16 protein-coding genes are annotated in these 18,893 nt (G+C 65.7%); 4 read left to right on the top strand and 12 right to left on the bottom strand.

Annotation, left to right across the window (positions count from 1 at the left end; translation table 11 throughout):
* Positions 1–2 precede the first annotated feature (2 nt).
* From ACTNFJ_RS00970 to ACTNFJ_RS00935, 8 genes are all read right to left on the bottom strand, one after another.
* Entirely contained in the window at positions 3–1,307 is a 1,305-nt protein-coding gene (locus tag ACTNFJ_RS00970) for an MFS transporter (protein ID WP_435907539.1), read from the bottom strand.
* A 24-nt stretch (positions 1,308–1,331) separates the two neighbouring features.
* Entirely contained in the window at positions 1,332–3,590 is a 2,259-nt protein-coding gene (locus tag ACTNFJ_RS00965; protein ID WP_435907538.1) for an ATP-dependent Clp protease ATP-binding subunit, read from the bottom strand.
* A gap of 105 nt (positions 3,591–3,695) precedes the next feature.
* Positions 3,696–4,352 carry a TMEM175 family protein gene (locus ACTNFJ_RS00960; RefSeq protein WP_435907537.1) on the bottom strand — a complete coding sequence of 219 codons (657 nt, stop codon included), beginning with the start codon at positions 4,350–4,352 and terminating at the stop codon, positions 3,696–3,698.
* A gap of 80 nt (positions 4,353–4,432) precedes the next feature.
* Entirely contained in the window at positions 4,433–5,338 is a 906-nt protein-coding gene (locus ACTNFJ_RS00955; protein ID WP_435907536.1) for an ROK family protein, read from the bottom strand.
* Between the two features lie 219 nt (positions 5,339–5,557).
* Complete coding sequence (locus ACTNFJ_RS00950; RefSeq protein ID WP_435907535.1) at positions 5,558–6,376, bottom strand: IclR family transcriptional regulator domain-containing protein; 819 nt, start codon at positions 6,374–6,376, stop codon at positions 5,558–5,560.
* A gap of 220 nt (positions 6,377–6,596) precedes the next feature.
* Entirely contained in the window at positions 6,597–7,766 is a 1,170-nt protein-coding gene (locus tag ACTNFJ_RS00945; protein ID WP_435907534.1) for a thiolase family protein, read from the bottom strand.
* Positions 7,767–7,768: 2 nt separating this feature from the next.
* Positions 7,769–8,518, bottom strand: coding sequence for a 3-oxoacid CoA-transferase subunit B (locus tag ACTNFJ_RS00940; protein WP_435907533.1), 750 nt, complete (start codon positions 8,516–8,518; stop codon positions 7,769–7,771).
* Positions 8,515–9,273, bottom strand: a complete 759-nt coding sequence (locus ACTNFJ_RS00935) for a 3-oxoacid CoA-transferase subunit A (RefSeq protein WP_435907532.1) — start codon at positions 9,271–9,273, stop codon at positions 8,515–8,517. The genes ACTNFJ_RS00940 and ACTNFJ_RS00935 overlap by 4 nt, the downstream gene beginning before the upstream one ends.
* Before the next feature lie 196 nt (positions 9,274–9,469).
* Here ACTNFJ_RS00935 and ACTNFJ_RS00930 point away from each other — a divergent pair, with 196 nt between their 5' ends.
* Complete coding sequence (locus ACTNFJ_RS00930; protein ID WP_435907531.1) at positions 9,470–10,846, top strand: MFS transporter; 1,377 nt, start codon at positions 9,470–9,472, stop codon at positions 10,844–10,846.
* Between the two features lie 52 nt (positions 10,847–10,898).
* Here ACTNFJ_RS00930 and ACTNFJ_RS00925 read toward each other — a convergent pair whose 3' ends face one another.
* Both ACTNFJ_RS00925 and ACTNFJ_RS00920 read right to left on the bottom strand, forming a co-directional pair.
* Entirely contained in the window at positions 10,899–12,551 is a 1,653-nt protein-coding gene (locus ACTNFJ_RS00925; protein WP_435907530.1) for an amidohydrolase, read from the bottom strand.
* A 103-nt stretch (positions 12,552–12,654) separates the two neighbouring features.
* Positions 12,655–13,872: an MFS transporter gene (locus ACTNFJ_RS00920; protein ID WP_435907529.1), complete on the bottom strand. Its 1,218-nt coding sequence runs from the start codon at positions 13,870–13,872 to the stop codon at positions 12,655–12,657.
* A gap of 151 nt (positions 13,873–14,023) precedes the next feature.
* Between ACTNFJ_RS00920 and ACTNFJ_RS00915 the strand changes: the two genes are divergently transcribed.
* A complete protein-coding gene (locus ACTNFJ_RS00915; protein ID WP_435907528.1) occupies positions 14,024–14,635 on the top strand; it encodes a TetR/AcrR family transcriptional regulator in 612 nt (203 codons plus the stop codon).
* 24 nt (positions 14,636–14,659) lie between these two features.
* Here ACTNFJ_RS00915 and ACTNFJ_RS00910 read toward each other — a convergent pair whose 3' ends face one another.
* Entirely contained in the window at positions 14,660–15,193 is a 534-nt protein-coding gene (locus ACTNFJ_RS00910) for a hypothetical protein (RefSeq protein WP_435907527.1), read from the bottom strand.
* Between the two features lie 82 nt (positions 15,194–15,275).
* Entirely contained in the window at positions 15,276–15,893 is a 618-nt protein-coding gene (locus tag ACTNFJ_RS00905) for a TetR/AcrR family transcriptional regulator (RefSeq protein WP_435907526.1), read from the bottom strand.
* Positions 15,894–15,971: 78 nt separating this feature from the next.
* Between ACTNFJ_RS00905 and ACTNFJ_RS00900 the strand changes: the two genes are divergently transcribed.
* Positions 15,972–17,018, top strand: coding sequence for an agmatine deiminase family protein (locus ACTNFJ_RS00900; RefSeq protein ID WP_435907525.1), 1,047 nt, complete (start codon positions 15,972–15,974; stop codon positions 17,016–17,018).
* Between the two features lie 2 nt (positions 17,019–17,020).
* On the top strand, positions 17,021–18,763 hold the full coding sequence (locus ACTNFJ_RS00895; RefSeq protein WP_435907566.1) for an amidase: 1,743 nt from the start codon (positions 17,021–17,023) through the stop codon (positions 18,761–18,763).
* Positions 18,764–18,893 lie beyond the last annotated feature (130 nt).

The following is an 18,893-nucleotide window of genomic DNA, read 5'->3' as shown; positions in this document are numbered from 1 at the left end:
CTTCACTTTTCGGCAGGCGGCCGCTTGATGTAGCGCGGCACCCAGCGTAGAAATCCGAGCGCTCCCACGAGCCCGATCACACCCATGGCTGCGGTGGCAACCCCGAGCGTTGAGATTGCCGCGATTCCCGAGAAGAGCACCGGTGCCGTCGCCCCGCCCGCGTCGGTGAGCGTGCGCCAGGAACCCAGGAACGGCGCCGGGTCGCCCTTCGGCGCCACGTCGGCACCCAAGGTCAGCAGAATGCCGCTCGAGAGCCCGTTACCCACCCCAATGACCGCGGCGAACATCGCAAACCACATCGTCGCCTGTGGCACATCGTGCGTGAACGCGAGCACGATGAAGCCAGTGCCCATGAGCAGCATCGCGGGTAGCGCCGCCCACAGTCTGCCAAAGCGATCCATCACCTGCCCGCTCGCGTAGAACAGCGCAAAATCGATGGCGCCCGCGATGCCCACGACGAGCGAAATGGTCTGCGCATCAAGCGCCAGTGAGACGCCCCAAAGGGGCAGCACCACCTGCCGGGCCGAGCGCACGGCCGAGAGCGAGGCTGCGGCGAGGCCGAGGCGCGACAGCACACCGCGGTGCTGCGCCATTGTGCGAAACACGCCGGCCCGCCCGCCCGCGGGCAGGGCAATCCCGCTGGTGACCGCCTCGCCGGTGTCGGCCGTTTCGCTGGTGGATCGCGTGTCGCCGCGCGAGACACCGCCCGGGGGCACTGGGTGTTCCTGCAGTTTGGTCTCGGGGTCGGGACCGAACCCCACGAGCAACACACAAGCGATCAAGCAGGCGGCGAACAACCACGCCGCGGATGCCTCGGTTCCGGTGAGCCCGAGAAGGATGGCACCGAGGAACGGCCCCGCAAACATCCCGAAGCGAAAGGACCCGCCGAGCAGAGAGAGCGCGCGGGCGCGGTAGTTCTGCGGCACGCGAGTGGTCATGAATGCGTGGCGGGCGAGGCCGAATGCGGCCGCGCACATACCAATGAGGAAGACCGATGCCGCAAGTACGCCCACGCTCGGCGCGAGGGCGAGGCCGACGACCCCGAGGAGCGCCAGCGTGCCCGCGCCGACCATCGTGAGTCGTTCGCCGACGCGGGCGACAAGGTAGCCAGCGGGGAGGTTGCCGACGAGCTGCCCGATGACCAGGGCCGAGGCGACGAGCCCCGAAAGTGCAAGGTCAGCACCGAGCTTCACCGCAATGACCGGAATCAACGGAATCACAGCCCCCTCGCCGAGGGCGAAGAGGATGGTGGGCCCGTAGATCATCGGCGCAAACCGCCGCATCACCTGCCTGGCGGAATCGGTCATTGGGCCCCCTTCAGGCCCCCCAGCCTACTCGTCGAGGAGTTCTGCCTCGATGACGTCGTCGTCGCCCGCTGCTGCCGTGTCGCCGAACCCTCCGACGCGAAACCCTTCCCCGCCAGTCTGCGGGGCTGAGGTGTCGACCTCGAGCATCAGCGAGTCACCATCGGGTGCCACGTCGACGCGCACGGTCTGCCCGTCGCGTGCCTCGCCCGAGAGCACGGCCCGCGCAAGGCGGTCGTCAATCTCGCGCTGCATGAGCCGCCGCAACGGGCGCGCGCCATACATTGGGTCGTAGCCGAGGCGTGCGAGCCAAGCCCGTGCCGCAGGGGTGACTCCGAGGGTGAGCCGGCGATCCGCCAATCGAAGCTGCAACCGGTCGACCGACAGCTCGACGATCAGCGCAAGGTCGGCTTCGGAAAGCGGCCTGAAGATCACCATCTCGTCGAGGCGGTTGATGAACTCGGGCTTGAAAGCACGGCGCACCGTTTCGCGCACCGCGCTCTCCTTCTCATTCCACGGCATTTCAGCGTCGATCAGGTACTGGCTGCCCAGATTCGAGGTGAGGATCAGGATCACGTTGCGGAAGTCGACCGTGCGGCCCTGCCCGTCTGTGAGGCGCCCGTCGTCGAGCACCTGCAGCAGCACGTCGAACACCTCGGGGTGCGCCTTCTCGACCTCGTCGAGCAGCACCACCGAGTAGGGGCGGCGGCGCACGGCCTCGGTGAGCTGCCCGCCCTGCTCGTAGCCGACGTAGCCGGGAGGGGCACCGACGAGACGCGACACCGAGTGCTTCTCGCCATACTCCGACATGTCGATGCGTACCATGGCGTGCTCGTCATCGAAGAGGAATTCGGCGAGTGCCTTCGCGAGTTCGGTCTTGCCGACGCCGGTGGGCCCGAGGAACAGGAACGAGCCAACCGGACGGTTCGGATCTGCAATACCAGCCCGCGAGCGACGCACCGCATCGGACACGGCCTGCACAGCCTCGGTCTGGCCCACCAGGCGCTTGCCGAGCTCGGTCTCGAGTGCGAGGAGCTTCTCGGTTTCACCCTGCAGCAGCCTGCCGACGGGGATGCCCGTCCACGCAGCCACCACTTCGGCAATGTCTTCGTCGGTGACCTGATCGCCGACCATACGCTCGGCGCCGTCGTTCTCGCTCTCGGCGCGCTCCGCCTCGGCGATCCGCTTCTCGATCACCGGGATCTCGCCGTAAAGCAATTTCGAAGCCTGTTCCAGGTTGCCCTCGCGCTGGGCGCGATCGGCCTGTGTGCGCAGCAGGTCGCGTTTTTCGCGCAACTCGCCGACCCGGTTGAGACCGGCGCGCTCAGCTTCCCACCGCTTCTCGAGCACGCCCAGCTCTGCCTGCTTCTCGGCGAGCTGCTCGCGCAGCTTCGCGAGGCGCTCCTTTGAGGCGTCGTCTTTCTCCTTCTTCAGGGCGAGTTCCTCGAGCTTCAGCCGGTCTACCGCGCGGCGCAGCTCGTCAATTTCGAGCGGCGCCGAGTCGATCTCCATGCGCAGACGGCTCGCGGCCTCATCGATCAGGTCGATGGCCTTGTCAGGCAGCTGGCGCGCGGTGATGTAGCGATTCGAGAGCGCTGCCGCAGCAACGAGCGCGGAGTCAGCGATGGTCACCTTGTGGTGCGCCTCGTAGCGCTCCTTCAGCCCACGCAGGATCGCGACCGTGTCAGTGACCGAGGGTTCACCGACGTACACCTGCTGAAAACGCCGCTCGAGCGCGGCATCCTTCTCGATGTACTCGCGGTATTCGTCGAGCGTAGTCGCACCGATGAGACGCAGCTCGCCACGGGCGAGCATCGGCTTCAGCATTTGTGAGGCCGCCACCGACGACTCGCCACCGCCCGCACCCATGAGCGTGTGCAGCTCGTCGATGAACGTGATGAACTTGCCGTCGGATTCCTTGATCTCCTTCAGCACCGCCTTCATGCGCTCCTCGAACTCGCCGCGATACTTTGCTCCGGCAATCAGCGCCGAGATGTCGAGCGAGATGAGCTCTTTGTCTTTGAGCGACTCGGCGACGTCGCCCGCGACGATGCGCTGGGCGAGCCCCTCGACCACGGCGGTCTTCCCGACGCCGGGCTCACCGATGAGTACCGGATTGTTCTTCGTGCGCCTCGTGAGCACTTGGCTCACCCGACGAATCTCCGAATCGCGACCGATAACGGGATCGAGTTTGCCGGAGCGTGCCACCTCGGTGAGATTGATTCCGAACTGCTCGAGTGCGCTCTGCTCGCCGTCTTCTGCGGCGGGCTGCCAGTTTGCTTGCATGGGGTCCTCTCTCGCGTTGCAAACTTGAGTGATGTTGACTCAAGTTTACCGCGCGATGGTGAATCACGCCAGGGGTGCCGCGCGATCCGCCTCGAAAGCGGCGGGCTATGCAGGAACCGCCTTCGCCCCCTCGGCCACACGGGCGGCCCATCGTCCGGTCAGAGGCGAAATCACGACAAGGGCAAGCCAGGTCGCGCGCCCCCAATCCGCACCTGCTAGGTACGCCACCGGAATCGATGCGGCGAAAACGGCTACCTGGGCCAGCGCATCCGCTCGCCAGGCCCAGCGCACCCGTGGGGAAGCGGGATCCACTAGCAAACCGCGGGCTGCTCCGACTTCAAACACCAGTTGCCCGGCAAGAATCGCAAGCGCCACATCCACCGCGTAGAGCGCGGTGGGCAGCGGCAAATCGGAGAGCCCCGCCTCGCTGATTCCCTGGGTGGTGAATGGCAGCATCACCACGAGGCCCGCGCTCAGCAGGTTCGCCACGATCACCGGCGAATCAATACCGCGAAAACGAGACATGAGGTTCGCGTTACTCTTCCAGAACACGGCGATGACGACGAAACTGATGCCGAAAGCGAGCAGTTGGTCGCCTAACCCAGAGTTGAGCAGTGTTTCCACGCTGGCCCATGCCTCTGCCGGGGGCAGATCCAGGTTGGATATGAGGAGCGTGATCGCGAAACCATAGATGGCGTCAAAAAACCCGATGCCCCGGCCAAACTCGGTGCCTTCGCGATCGAACCAACGTTTCGGTTTCACGGAAGTTCTCCGGTTCATATCTGCCGTTTCCCCAGCCTCACCCATGTGTGTCATGGCCTGTCATGCTCCGTCATGCTCCGTCATGCCCCGTCGCGAAACCTCGTCCGCGACGCCTGCCAGGCCGCCCCCACGATGCCTGCGTTGTTGCGAAAGCGCGCTGGCACCACCGGGGCGTGAACCCCGGCAAACGGCAGGTACTGATCCGCCGACTTGCTAATGCTCCCGCCGATGACGAAGCGATCTGGGGTAAACAGCAGTTCTAAGTGGATCAGGTATTGTTCGACACGCTCCGCCCACTCCCCCAGCGTGATGCCCTCGCGCTCGATCACTTTCGCTGAGGCGAAACGCTCGATGTCGGGATGCCCGTCGAGCTCGAGATGCCCGAGTTCAAAGTTCGGCACAAGAAGGCCATCGTGGATCATTGCGCTGCCGATGCCGGTGCCGAACGTGAGTACCAAGGTGGTGCCGTGGAGGCCATGCACTTCACCGAATGCAGCCTCAGCGAGGCCTGCGGCATCGGCGTCGTTGATGACCACGCACGGGCAGCCGATTGCGGCGGCGAATAGAGCTGCCGCGTCGACGCCGATCCAACTTCGATCAATGTTCGCCGCGGTGCGCATAATGCCGTGCTGCACGACCCCCGGCAGGGTGACCCCGACTGGCAGTGCGCCGCGTCGCTCGTCGGGAAGCCCTCCGATGGAGCTGCCAGATTTCGAAGGAACACCACCCGGGCTGCGGCTGAGCGAGCCACCCGGACGGTCGCGAAATTCCAAATCTGCCGGGACTGACGAATTTGCAGTCAATTCAGCACGGATCGCGTCGGTCATCAGACCAACCTCGTGGGCGATGTCGCCAGGCGTCCCGCCCGCGGGCGTCGGCACCCTGTGCCGCGAGGTCAGTCGGGCACCAGTTGTGACGTCAATCGCCGCACCTTTGATCCCTGTGCCGCCAACGTCGATCCCGATGGCAATCTGCGCTCCGCTCACGCTGCCCAGTGTAGTTTGCCGGTTCTTCCGCCAGCACTAGATTCGGTCGCCGGTCCGAGCTATGCCTTCGCCGCCGGCGCAGGCTCCGGCTCAGGTTCCGGTTCCAGTTCCGGCTCAGGCTCAGGCTTCGACTCCTGCTCTGGTTCCGGCTCCGGCTCAGGTTCCGGCTTCGACTCCGGTTCCGGCGCCTAACTGGTCGCGGGCGACAGTTCCTGACGCTCAGAGCAGACGGAGGTCGGCTTCGATTGCGTTCGTCGTGTCAAGCAGAAGCGGCAGGTGGTGCTCGAGCACGCGTTCGAGTGAGTCGCGGCTCGCGCTCGTGGACACATTGACCGCGCTTGTCACCTGCCCGTCGCGTCCGCGCACGGGAGCGGCCACCGACCGCAGGCCGAGTTCCAGTTCACCATCGACAATCGCGTAGCCCTCATTGCGCACGCGATCGAGCTCGGGCATGAGCGCCTCGGGCTCGGTAATCGTGCGCTCCGTGATGCTGCGCCACTCGGTCTCTTGGAGCACCTGAGCAAGGTCCCGCTCGGGCAAGTGAGCGAGCAGGGCCCGCCCGAGACTCGTCGCATACGCGGGGAAGCTGGTGCCGATGGTGATCCGCACCGACATGATGCGGCGGGTCGGCACGCGCGCAACGTACACGATGTTCTGGCCGGCCAGCACTGCGGCTGACACCGACTCGTCGACCGCGCGCGAAAGTCGCTCGAGATGCGGCTGCATGATCTCGGGCAGCGAAAGAGCCGAAAGGTAGCTGAAACCAAGCTCAAGCACTCGGGGAGTGAGCGCGAACTGCCGTCCGTCGCTGCGCACGTAGCCGAGAGTCTCGAGCGTGCGCAGAAATCGGCGTGCAGCCGCTGGGGAAATGTCGACGCGGCGGGCGACGTCGCTCAGCGTGAGCTCGGGGTGATCCGCGTCGAACGCACGAATAACCCCGATGCCGCGCGCCAGCGACTGCACAAAGTCGGCATTGTCGGGGGTGGCGCCAAAACCATCGGGGCGATCAGGGGTCTGTTTGGCTTGATGCTCGCTCATGTCATCTCCCATGATGCCCCTACGTGCGTGCGAATTTTCAATGTAGTAGGCCCGACGCGCCGAATTCATTCAGCATGAGGGAGAAAGCAGCGAGTTGGCCCGGAGACCCGGGCAGGCAACGGGTGCGTGCGCCGCACTCTCATTCAGTGGGCAGTAGATGCTCGAAAGTTGCTGCATTCCGACATCTACTGCCCACTCAAATCATGCGGCGGTGGATCACCTACCGCTCGAGCACCACCGCGAGGCCCTGGCCCACACCAATGCAGATCGTGGCGACCGCGACCCCGCCGCCGCGGCGCTTGAGCTCCTGCGCCGCGTGCCCGATGATGCGTCCACCCGAGGCGCCCAGCGGGTGCCCGATCGCGAGCGCGCCACCGTGAATGTTGAGCTTCGCGGGGTCAAGGTCGGGCCACCCGGCGAGGCACGCGAGCGACTGCGACGCGAAGGCCTCGTTGAGCTCGACAAAGTCGACATCGGCCCAGGTCTTGCCCGCACGCGCGAGAGCCTTGTTCGCTGCCTCTATGGGGGCGATGGGGAACTGATCGGGATCCACACCGTGCGCGGCGCGCCCCACTATACGCGCGAGCGGCTCGGCATCGATCGCACCCTCGCCACCCAGCAACACCGCGGATGCCCCATCGTTGATCGACGAGGCGTTGCCTGCGGTTACCGTGCCGTCGGTTGCGAACAGCGGCCTCAGGCCGGCGAGCTTCTCCACCGACGAATCCTCACGAATCCCCTCGTCGCGCGCCATCTCGTAGCCCGGGACCTGCACGATCTCTGCGTCGTAGCGACCGGCGGCCCACGCCTCGGCGGCGAGCCGATGCGAGCGCACAGCGAACTCGTCCTGCGCCTCGCGGGAAATGCCCCACTCACCTGCGATCTTCTCGGCGGATTCGCCGTTCGAGATCGTCCAGTGCTTCGGCAGCGCCTTGTTGACCATGCGCCACCCGATCGAGGTGTTCCACATGGTCTGGTTGCCGACGGCGGGCCACGGCTTCGCCGACTTCTCGACCACGAACGGGGCGCGACTCATCGATTCAACCCCACCGGCAAGTACCAACTCGGCATCGCCCGACTCGATCGCGCGGGCGCCCTGAATCACGGCCTCGACCGAGGACGCGCAGAGTCGGTTCACGGTGACTCCCGTAACCGAGGTGGGGAAGCCCGCGAGGAGCGCGCCGAAGCGAGCCACGTTGCGGTTATCTTCGCCGGCCTGGTTCGCGTCACCGAAGATGACATCTGCGATGCGGGCCGGGTCGATACCTGTGCGTTCGACAATGGAGCGCATCACGTGCGCGGCCAGGTCGTCGGGGCGAACACCTGAGAGCGCGCCCGCGGCACGGCCGAACGGGGTGCGAACGGCGTCGTAGATGAAAGTGCTGGTCATGGTCAGTTCTCCTCGACTGTGGCGGAGCCGACGGCGGGGGTGGCGCTGGCGACCGCCGTCGCAGGGTTTGCGGAGGATACCGGGCCGGTTGGCGCGGCAGCGGATCCACCGGTTGCGTCAATCAGGGAGAGCCCGGTGAGCTCGGTGAGCGACGCCACGGTGTTGGCGCCGAACGCCTCGGTCACCGCGAAGCCCTCGGGGGTGACGTCGAAGATCGCGTGGTCGGTGTAGACGCGCGAAACGCAACCGACCCCGGTGAGCGGGTAGCTGCACGCGTCGACGAGCTTCGACTCGCCCTGCTTCGTGAGCAGGTCGGTCATCACGTAGACCGACTTCGCGCCGATAGCGAGATCCATCGCGCCACCGATTGCCGGAATCGCGCCGGGCGCACCCGTAGACCAGTTCGCGAGGTCGCCGTTCGCCGCAACCTGGAACGCACCGAGCACACACACATCGAGGTGCCCGCCGCGCATCATGCCGAACGAGTCAGCGTGATGGAAATAGGCGGCACCGGGGAGTGCGGTGACGGCCTGCTTGCCAGCGTTGATGAGGTCGGGATCAACCCGCCCCTCGTCGGGAGCCTCGCCCATGCCGAGCATGCCGTTTTCGGTGTGCAGGATGATTTCGAGGTCCGCCGGAAGGTAGTTCGCCACCAAGGTGGGGGCACCGATGCCGAGGTTCACGTACGAGCCCTCGGGGATGTCTGCGGCGATGCGTGCCGCCAGATCTTGCCTGCTGATGCGGTCGCTCATCGCGCCTCCTCCTTCTCATTGCTGGCAACCTCAAGCGGGGTGCCATTGAGGTCCACCCCACCGACAAACTTGTCGCCCTGCAACCAGCGGCGCTCGCCCACGGCGACGACGCGATCCACAAAGATTCCGGGGGTGACGACCGATTCGGGATCGAGCGAACCGAGCGGCACGATCTCATCGACCTGCACGATCGTGGTGGTCGCGGCGGTCGCCATGATCGGACCAAAGTTGCGGGCCGTCTCCCGGAAGACGAGGTTGCCGAGGCGGTCGCCCTTAAGTGCGCTCACGAGGGCGAAGTCGGCGCGGATCGGGTACTCGAGCAGGTAGGTTCGACCGTCGATGACGCGCGTCTCGCGCCCCTCGGCAAGCTCGGTACCGACGGCGGTCGGCGAGTAGAACGCGCCGATGCCGGCACCGGCCGCGCGGATCCGCTCCGCCAGGTTGCCCTGCGGCACGAGCTCAAGCTCGATCGCCCCCTCGCGGTACAGGTTGTCAAACACCCACGAGTCACTCTGGCGCGGGAACGAGCAGATGATCTTGCGCACACGACGCTTCGCAAGCAGCGCGGCGAGCCCCGTGTCGCCGTTGCCTGCGTTGTTGTTGACGATCGTGAGATCGCCCGCGCCCTGCTCAATGAGCGCGTCGATGAGTTCAACGGGTTGGCCTGCGCGCCCGAATCCGCCGATCATCACGGTAGCGCCGTCGGGAATGCCCGCGACCGCCTCCTCGATGGACGGCACTGTCTTGTCGATCATGCGTTCCTCCCTCGGTGTGGTCGCGCACGGCGGCCTGTTTCGGTGGATCGCGGACTACCGCTCGTGATTCCGTCATGGCTCATCGCACGATTCACTGTTATTTCGCTATGCGAACGCTAATTCGCTCAACGAAAATCAGTCTATCTCGCAACGAACCGTGACGCCAGCACTCGGAGCGCGCAGTACCATTGCACTCATGACCCAGACTTCCCGCCGTGGTTTCGGCCACGCGGGAATCCTCCTTTTCGTAGCCGTCTGCCTGGTCGCTGCGAACCTCAGGATGACTATCACTGCGGTGGGTCCGCTTCTCGACGAAATCGCCAGTGACCGCGGCGTCACCCCCGCCACCCTCGGCCTCCTCGGTTCGCTCCCCCTCATCACCTGGGGACTCGTGTCGCCGCTCGCGCACGGCGTCAGCGCCCGGCTCGGCATGTCTCGGGCGGTGTCGTGGGCCCTCGTGGCTCTCGCTGCCGGCACGGTCTGGCGCTCGGTTCCCGGAGCGGAGATTAACCTGTGGGCTGGCACCGCACTCATCGGCGTGGGGCTCGCCATCGCCAATGCGCTGCTGCCCGCGGTGATCAAGCGTGACTTCTCGGCGCACGTGCCGCTCATGATGGGTGTCTACACGGCGTTGCTCGGCGGAACCGGGGCTATCGGGGCGGGGCTCGCGGTGCCGCTCTCTGAACTTCCGCTCACCGCTACCGCAACCGGAGCCGCAGAGGCAGGTGTAGCTTCTGGCCTGGCCGGTTGGCAGCTCTCGCTACTGCTCATGGGCGCGCCCATTCCCATCGCGCTTCTCGTGTGGATCCTGGCGACCCGTGCACGACGCTCTTCACCTGCACCCAAGAGTGCCGATTCGCTCAGCGCCACAACGACCGCCAACGACAACGACTACGACCACAGCAACGACCACGAGACGCCCGGTGATTCCAACACCGTAGCCCTGGTCCCCCTCACGACCGGGCCGATCGTGACACCGCCCGGCAGTGCGGGGCGCCGCATTTGGGGCGATCCGCTCGCCTGGCAAGTCTCGCTCTATATGGGCTCGCAGTCGGCGATCTTTTACAGTCTCGCAGCGTGGCTCGCCCCGTTTGAGATTTCACAAGGACGAACGCCGATCGCAGCCGGGCTGATCCTGATGACCTTTCAAATCATCGGCATCGCGGGATCGCTTGCACTGCCCTTTATTGCCCGCGGGCCGCGCCGCAAACGCTGGCTGCCCGCGGCCCTGCCGACACTCACATTATTCGCCATGCTCGGCATCGTCCTGTGGCCAGACGCGATTATTGTGTGGCTCACCATCGGCGGGCTTGCCGGCGGCGGCTCGCTCACGATGGCGCTGACGCTCATGGCCATGCGGGCACGCACCTCCGAGCACGCGACCGCTCTTTCGGGGATGGCGCAATCGCTCGGCTATCTGATCGCCGCGATCGGGCCGTTTGCGTTCGGTGCAGTGCTGGGTGCGAGCGGAGGGTGGATCGCGCCATTCGCTCTCATTTGGGGTGCCGCGGTCGCGCAGATTTCCCTCGGGGTGTCGGTGGGCCGGCCCCGGTTCGTTTTAATCGATGAGTGACCTAGAACCGAACGACCCTCACTTCCTATTCCTTGAGGTTTCGGAACCGGCGCTATGCCGTCCGGTGCCGCACCTCGCCATCGACCACGGTGAGGCGGACCCGAGCGCCAACTAGCCGAGCGGGGTCGTCGGTGAAGGGGTTCAGATCGAGCACCGCGAAGTTCGCGCGGGCGCCCGGCACCAGCGTGCCAAGCTCGTCCTCGAGGCCGGTCGCCCACGCGCCACCATAGGTCATGGCTTCGAGGGCATCGGCCGGGGTGAAGACACGCTCAGCGTGGTACGGCGCGCGAGCCGCCTCGAGCACCGAGCGTGCGGTCAGCGCGATGAAGAGGTTGTGCGGCGCCTCGTGCGGGGCCGTGGGGGCGTCGGTACCGAGCGCGATCCGCACCCCCGCGTCACGAATCTCGGCCCACGGAAACCCACGCTCGGCCCGATCGTCGCCGAGCATCGCGATCCAGTTGTCAAGCACCGCGGGGTCACAATGCACCGGCTGCATCGATGCGGTGACGCCGAGAGCTGCGAGACGGCGCACCGTGTCAGGCGCAACGTATTCCAGGTGCTCGATGCGGGGTCGCCGCGAGGAGCGCGGGCCATTTGCGCGCACGCACGCCTCGACGAGATCGAGCGCGAGGTCGCTCGCCGAGTCACCGATCGCATGCAGCGCGAGCTGCAAACCGTGGGCATCGGCAGCCACCGCCACGGCGAGCGCCGCCTCCCGCGGCCAGATGGGTTCGGCGTTGGATCCGCTTGCGAATGGCGAGCGCATGGCTGCGGTGCAGGCATCGATAACCCCGTCAAGAATGAACTTCACGCCGACAATGCGGAATGAGTCGCTGCCATAGGCGGCAGCGATGCGATCTCGCTCCGCGGCTACCTGCTCCACCTGGGCAAGGTCGGAAGTCAGGTCGCCCGAGGGGTGCAGCAACATATGCGCCGTCATCGGGAAGGGCAGGCGGCCGTCGCGCGTGAGGATGCGCTCGAAAGCCGCGAGTTCTGGAGCACCGAGCGACATGTCGGTCGCGGTCGTTACACCGGTCGCAAGATAGGCATCGAATGCGGCGGCGAGAAACCGATCGCGATCCGCATCGCTCGCAGACTCGGCGAGATACCCCCACGCGTACTGGATCGCCGCAGTCTCAAGAAGGAACCCCGTCGCGGCACCCTCAGCATCGCGACGAATTTCACCACCAATCGGGTCTGGGGTGTCACTCGTAATGCCGAGTTCAACGAGCGCCGCGCTATTGACCCACACCGAGTGCAGATCGTTCGCATCAAGCATCACCGGGATGTCAGGCACCGCTTCATCGATCATCTCTGCAGTCGGGTCAAGACCCTGGAGAGCTTCGAACCTCCAGCTAATGCCGAGGATGCGTTCTGCGTTGGGGTTAGCTTCGCGTGCCTCACGCAATCTCGACTGGATCTCGGTAAGCGAGCCACAATCGCGCAACTGCACTTTTTCAACCGATTGCCCGAACATCAACAGGTGGGTGTGTGACTCAACGGTTCCGGGGGCCACGAAGCCATCACCCAGATCAACGAGCTGCGCATCGTTTCCGGCGGCGCGTGCAACCGGCTCGATGCCGCCGATAGCGAGGATGCGCCCATCGCGCACCGCGAATGCTTCGGCCAGCGGCGCACTCGCGCGCCCGGTGAAGATCGCGCCGGCACGGTACACGGTGGTGGGTGTCGGTGTTGAGGTCGTCATCTCGTTGCTCTCCGTTGTTGTGGCCATCTCGGTTGACTCAGGTATCTCGCTGGCATCACAGGGGTGCGCCATCTTGCGGTTCAACTGCTCTGCAGCAGGTGGATCAGTCGCGCTCGGCGCTGCCTCGCGCAAGCGCACGTTCAGCGCCAACTGAAACGCGCGCGATCCACACGGCAGGAATGATCACCGCGAAGCTGACGATACCCATGATCGCACCGAATACGGGGATTCCGACTGCCTCGATGATCCACGCACCCATGATCGGCGCGAAACTCGAACCGATGAGGTAGGCCCCCAGCAGCGGTGCCGACCAGCGACCACGTGCGTCGAGTCCGGCCGCGGTCGCAAGAAAGAGCACAAATGCAAGTCCATAGATGGTGTTGACGGCAACGATGAGCAGTGCCAAAGTCGTGGGGTCGGCAGTCAAACCGATTCCGATTTTGATCAGCCCTCCGAGCACCAGCGCAGCGGCGAGCGGCGTCGCTCGACCCATCTTGTTGCCCAGCACCGTCACGAGCACCATGGCGATCGCGCCACCTCCGGCAGCTGCACTGAGGGCGAGCCCCAAGGCGGTGGCATCGAGACCTACCGAGTCGCCGAGCACCGAGGTGAGGGTCCACACCGCATCTTCGCTCGCACCCCACAGCGGGAAGATGATCAGCAGTGCGATCCCTGCAATAGAGACGCGGTGAGGGGCAGCTATTTGGAGGCTCTCGGTGACATCGACCGGGGCGGCATGCTCGGGCGCCATCGGCAGCCACACGGCCAGCAGGAGCCCGATCAGCGACAGCAGGGCGAGCGCACCGAAAACGCTCACTGCAGTCAGGCCGAGAACCGGCAGGAGTGCAAGCACGAGCATGACTAGGAGTCGGTTCACCACCCCGCTCGTCGCACTCACTCGATTCGGGTTGCGCAGCGCGGCAATCGCGGCTCCGGATGTCGAGATCGCCGCCCCTACTCCGGCACCACCAACGACGAAGCCGATCACCACGAGGGTCGGATCGGCCAGCAGCGCGGCACAGGTGAAGCCAACGACAGCCACCGTGAGCCCGAGTGCGGCGAGCCACCGTCGACGCTCCCCGGCTGCGAGTTTGGCTGTGCCCAGGCCGACGACCGCGGAAGCGAGCAGCGCCCAGGTCAGAATGTTGCCCGAATCGACGAGGTCGAAGCCCAGACTGCCGAGAACGGCCATGATCAGGGGGGCGAGGTTCGCCATCATCAGGCCGACGAGCGCCAACGCAAAGGTGGCACTCCCGTTGCGCCAACGCAACTGAACTCGCGGGTCATGTGTGTCGGTTCGCTGCGCGAAGGTGGTGGTCATGAGCATCCTCTCTGATGCGGGTCGACGCGGTCGGTGTGTTTGGGAAACGAAGGAGGACAGCGGACGATCGGTTTATCGAAAGTTTTTCGGTTAAGGATACATTGATGCACGTAGAGTGAGGAGTTGTCAACCTCTGATCCGAAGGAGTCCCATGGCGAGGCCCACGCGCGCATTGCTCAGCCGGCAGATCATCGCTCGTGCCGCAATCCAACTTGTCGACGACGGGCATGAGCTCCAGGTGGTGCCCCTGGCCGAACGCCTCGGGGTGAGCGTTTCCTCGCTGTACCATCATGTTCGCGGGCGTGTGGGCATCATCCACGCGATGCGCGAAGTGCTCAGCGAGGAGTATCGCCTCGCGCCTGTGGCTCACGCCAGTTGGGAGGATACGGTGCGCACATCGGTGCGCACGCTCTGGAATCTGTATGGCGATCACCCGAGGGTACTCCCACTGCTCTTGAGCGTGGTGATCGACGAACCTGCGACGGTGAATTTTTATGGCGTGCTGGTCGACGCGCTCGATTCCGCGGGAATTCCGGAGAACGAGATCTTGAGCACCGTCGAAACGCTCGACGCATTTGCCTTCGGTGTCGCCCTTGACAGCCTCTCGCCCAACCTGATCTTCGACCCGGGCACGGAGGAATCACGACTTGGCGCACTCGCGCGGAGCCATCCGGTGGGCCAAGAGCGCAATCAGCTGCTTTTCGAGCGCGGCCTCGATCTGCTCATACTCGGCATTCGGGAACGAGCGCGCACCGCAAGATAGTGGCGGCATCCGCTTCGCGTCGCCTCATGGGATCCGCACGCGCAACTCGTCGAACGGCGAGCGCGTCGAATACTTGTACATGAACAAGAGGTCGGCATCGTATCCGAGGAAGGTCGCAAACCGCACGACATTCTCGTCGCGGCTTGAGTTGCCCTCGACCTCTTGGCCAACCTCGCTGGGCTCGCCACCCGAAGCCGCGCCAGCGTCGGAATCTCCCACCGCGACATCTTCGCGGCGCTTCACAGTCACCAGAGTCATGCGCCTCGGCAGCCCATCGATCGGGTCGGCAATCGAGAGCCCCTTTTCGGGGTCGAGCTCGGCCGCGACGAGTGCGATCGCCAGTGCCCCATCATGGGCGCTGAGGGTGATCTCACCGGTCAAGCGCAGCACCCCGTCCTCGCCGATCTCGCCCGGCACACGCACCCCGCGCGCGGGGTCGAAGCTCGCGCCACCACTCGCCTGCACCGTGAAGCTCTCATCACGCTGCATGTACCCAACGAGCGACTCCTTCACGGTCCATTCGAGGACGGCCGTGCGTCCCGGCACCCATGCGTTCATTGCACTCCTTGAGTTGAAGAGGTGTGGACCGAGTCTGGCACAGCACCGATCCTGGTGGCATGCGGCGCGTGCGCGGCGCGGTTCAGCGCGTGTCTGCTGACCCGAGCATAGCGCTCGCGGCGCGGCGCATCAGCGCCGCACGATCCACCCCGCCGCCCCACCCGACCAGCGAGTGCGCGTTGAGCCCATCGAGCATGCCGAGCAGCTGTCCGGCAACAGCAAGTGGATCTGCGACCCGGTATCGGCCCGCATCGCAGCCGCCCTGAATGAGATCAGCGAAAAACTCCCGCCACGCGTCCATCTGCCCGCGCACCGCGACCGCGAGGGGGGCGTTGCGTCGCCCAAGCGCCCACGCCTCAACCCACACGAGCGTCACCTCGTCGCGGGTGCCGTCAAGCACCGTGTCGAGCACGGCTTCGAGCCGCTCTCCCGGTTCGGCCGCACGTTCGGCGAAGATCGTGATTTCGGCGAGTTCGGTGGCGACGATTCGAGTGAATACCTCCGCAACCAGGTGATCCATGCTCTTCACGTGATGGACAACGAGGGTGGGCGCCACCCCTGCGCGTGCGGCAACCGCGCGCATGGTGATCGCAGCGAGGCCGTCGGCCCGCGCGATCGCTTCCGCAGCCGCGACCAGTTCGGCACGGCGAGTCGCGGCTGGCTTGCGTGCCGCGGGAATGCGGGGTTCGGTTGACGACATGCGATCCACTCGGTTAGATTAGCGAACAGTTGTTGATCGACTGATCAACAAGCCTAGTCGCATCGAAGAGGAGCCACCATGGCCTGGCGTATGCCCGCCGAAACCGAAGCCCATGAGCGCACCTGGATGGCGTTCCCTAGCGAGGGCGAGACCCTTGGGGCAACCGTTGCCGAGCGCGAGGAGGGTTACGCTGCCTGGGCCGCCACCGCCCAAGCGATCGCCGAGTTCGAACCGGTCACCATGCTCGTTGACCCGAGCGAGATCGCGCGTGCGCGCCGCATGCTGGGTGCGACGGGGGCGAACGGCATCGACATCGTCGAGGTTCCTGTCGACGAATTCTGGCTGCGCGATTCGGGGCCCACCTTTGTGGTGAACGATGAACGGCCCGGGGTGCTCGGTGCAGTGACCTGGATCTTTAACGGGTGGGGTGACCAGGACTGGGCGGAATGGGAGCTCTCCTCGCGGCACGGCGCGTTCATTGCCGAGCGGGTCGGTGCCGAACGCATCAGCTCGCTGCTCGTCAACGAGGGCGGAGGGATCCACGTCGACGGCGAGGGCACCGTGCTGCTCACCGATACCGTGCAGCTCGACCCGCGACGCAACCGCTACGCGACGCGCGCGAGCGTCGAAGCCGAGATGACACGCACGCTCGGCGCGACGAAAGCCGTGTGGCTGCCGCGCGGCCTTACCCGTGATTCGGAGCGCTTCGGAACAAACGGGCATGTCGACATTGTCGCGACGATCCCCTCGCCGGGCACGCTGCTGCTGCACACCCAGGTGGATCAGGGCCACCCCGACTACGCGGTCACCCGCGAGCTGCGTGCGCACCTTGAGGGCCAGACCGATGCTGCGGGTCGCTCCTTCGACATCGTGGAGATCCCCGCGCCGAGCACCCTGCGCGATGACGAGGGCTTCGTCGATTGGAGCTACGTCAACCATTTGGTCGTGAATGGCGGGGTCATCGCGTGCGGGTTTGGCGAGGAGGCTGCGGATGCTCGCGCCCGCGAGATTCTCGAATCCGTCTATCCCGGCCGCCGGGTCGTGACGGTCGACGCCCGGCCGATCTTCGCCCGCGGCGGGGGCGTGCACTGCATCACGCAGCAACAGCCGCGGGTCGGGGCGTGACGATGTTCGACGTGGTGGAGACAAGCATCGCCGAACTGCGGGCGGCGCTCGAACGCGGCGAGGTTTCGAGCGCCTGGCTCGTCGAGGCGTATCTCGCGCGCATCGACGCCTATGACGCCCCAGGCACCGCGACCGCACTGAACGCGGTGGTGGTGCGGAACGAACGTGCCCTCGACGAAGCCCGTGATTCCGATGCGCGCCGAGCCCGCGGCCAGACGCTCGGCCCGCTCGACGGCATTCCGTACACCGCAAAAGACAGCTACCTGGTGCGCGGCCTTACCGCCGCCGCCGGCAGCCCGGCCTTCGCCGACCTCGTCGCGCAGCGCGACGCATTCACAATTGAGCGCCTGCGCGCGGGTGGCGCCATTTGCCTCGGGCTTACCAATATGCCCCCCATGGCAAATGGTGGCATGCAGCGCGGGGTATATGGGCGCGCCGAGAGTCCGTACAACGCCGAGTACCTGACCGCTCCCTTCGCCTCTGGCTCATCAAATGGCTCGGGCACTGCGACCGCTGCCAGCTTCGCCGCCTTCGGGCTCGGCGAAGAGACCTGGTCGAGTGGTCGCGGCCCGGCATCGAACAACGCGCTCTGCGCCTACACGCCGTCACGCGGCATCATCTCGACGCGCGGCAACTGGCCACTCGTTCCGACCATGGACGTGGTGGTGCCACACACCCGCACGATGGCCGACATGCTCGAGGTACTCGACGTGATCGTCGCCGACGACGCTGAGACCCGCGGCGACTTCTGGCGCGCGCAGCCGTGGGTCGCGTTGCCGCCCGCCTCAGAGGTACGACCGGAAAGCTACTCTGCGCTCGACCTGGCCTCAACCGAAGAGGCTCGGTCGCGACTTACCGGTGTGCGCATCGGCATCCCGAAGATGTACATCAACGCTGATCCACTCGCTGGCACCACCGAACCCGGCAACTCAATTCCCCCCGGCATCGGTGGCCCGACCGGGCAACGCATCGAGACGCGAACCTCGGTGATTGAGCTGTGGGAGCAAGCTCGCCGCGATCTTGAGGGGCAGGGCGCCGAGATCGTCGAGGTCGACTTTCCAGTCGTCTCCAACTACGAGGGGGATCGACCGGGAGCGCCGAAGTTGCACACACGCGGATTTGTCACTCCCGAATTCTTGCGGCGCGAGATCGTCGATCTCTCAGCTTGGGCCTGGGACGATTTCCTGCGCGCGAACGGCGACCCTGCGTTGCCCGATCTCACGCTCGTCGACGGGGCCGAGATCTTTCCGCACCCGCCGGGAGCGCTGCCCGATCGCTACACCGGCTTCGATGACGACATCGCCGAGTACCCGAGCCACGTGCGCGAGCATCCGGTCGCTTCCTTCACCGAGATTCCCGAGCTCGAACCCGGCTTGCGCGGGCTTGAGCGCACCCGGCAGGTTGACCACGAGGAGTGGATGGACGGACTCGGTCTCGACGCCGTGGTGTTCCCCGCGGTCGCCGACGTCGGCCCTGCAGATATGGACGTCGATGAGGCTTCGGCTGACCTCGGCTGGCGAAACGGCGTGTGGATCGCCAACGGAAATCTCGCGATCCGCCATCTCGGCATTCCGACCGTCACCGTACCGATGGGCACGATGGCAGACACCCGGATGCCAGTGGGCCTGACCTTCGCGGGCCGCGCCTACGACGACACTCGGCTGCTGTCGCTTGCGGCTGCGTTTGAGGCGATCCGCCCCCGCCGCACCGAGCCCCCGCGCACCCCGCGACTCGCGCAGTGCTGAACCGCTGGCCCGCGACCATACCCACCCTGCATGGAAGAAACATGGGTCCACTTTCCCTAAGTTGATGCTCCGAGTGGATCGGAACCGCAACTTGGGGAAAGTTGGGGTGATCAGGGATCGCTGAGTCTTG

The organism is Leucobacter shiyiweii, assembly GCF_052446065.1.
In the GTDB taxonomy this organism is placed as follows: Bacteria; Actinomycetota; Actinomycetes; order Actinomycetales; family Microbacteriaceae; genus Leucobacter.
Note: the sequence above shows the minus strand (reverse complement) of the source record. Positions and strands in the feature narration are given on the sequence as shown.

Bases quoted from the DNA above. Each gene is read 5' to 3' on its own strand.
- ACTNFJ_RS00970 (WP_435907539.1), bottom strand. From the start codon at position 1,307: ATGACCGATTCCGCCAGGCAGGTGATGCGGCGGTTTGCGCCGATGATC.
- ACTNFJ_RS00965 (WP_435907538.1), bottom strand. From the start codon at position 3,590: ATGCAAGCAAACTGGCAGCCCGCCGCAGAAGACGGCGAGCAGAGCGCA.
- ACTNFJ_RS00950 (WP_435907535.1), bottom strand. From the start codon at position 6,376: ATGAGCGAGCATCAAGCCAAACAGACCCCTGATCGCCCCGATGGTTTT.
- ACTNFJ_RS00945 (WP_435907534.1), bottom strand. From the start codon at position 7,766: ATGACCAGCACTTTCATCTACGACGCCGTTCGCACCCCGTTCGGCCGT.
- ACTNFJ_RS00940 (WP_435907533.1), bottom strand. From the start codon at position 8,518: ATGAGCGACCGCATCAGCAGGCAAGATCTGGCGGCACGCATCGCCGCA.
- ACTNFJ_RS00935 (WP_435907532.1), bottom strand. From the start codon at position 9,273: ATGATCGACAAGACAGTGCCGTCCATCGAGGAGGCGGTCGCGGGCATT.
- ACTNFJ_RS00930 (WP_435907531.1), top strand. From the start codon at position 9,470: ATGACCCAGACTTCCCGCCGTGGTTTCGGCCACGCGGGAATCCTCCTT.
- ACTNFJ_RS00925 (WP_435907530.1), bottom strand. From the start codon at position 12,551: ATGACGACCTCAACACCGACACCCACCACCGTGTACCGTGCCGGCGCG.
- ACTNFJ_RS00920 (WP_435907529.1), bottom strand. From the start codon at position 13,872: ATGACCACCACCTTCGCGCAGCGAACCGACACACATGACCCGCGAGTT.
- ACTNFJ_RS00915 (WP_435907528.1), top strand. From the start codon at position 14,024: ATGGCGAGGCCCACGCGCGCATTGCTCAGCCGGCAGATCATCGCTCGT.
- ACTNFJ_RS00910 (WP_435907527.1), bottom strand. From the start codon at position 15,193: ATGAACGCATGGGTGCCGGGACGCACGGCCGTCCTCGAATGGACCGTG.
- ACTNFJ_RS00905 (WP_435907526.1), bottom strand. From the start codon at position 15,893: ATGTCGTCAACCGAACCCCGCATTCCCGCGGCACGCAAGCCAGCCGCG.
- ACTNFJ_RS00900 (WP_435907525.1), top strand. From the start codon at position 15,972: ATGGCCTGGCGTATGCCCGCCGAAACCGAAGCCCATGAGCGCACCTGG.
- ACTNFJ_RS00895 (WP_435907566.1), top strand. From the start codon at position 17,021: ATGTTCGACGTGGTGGAGACAAGCATCGCCGAACTGCGGGCGGCGCTC.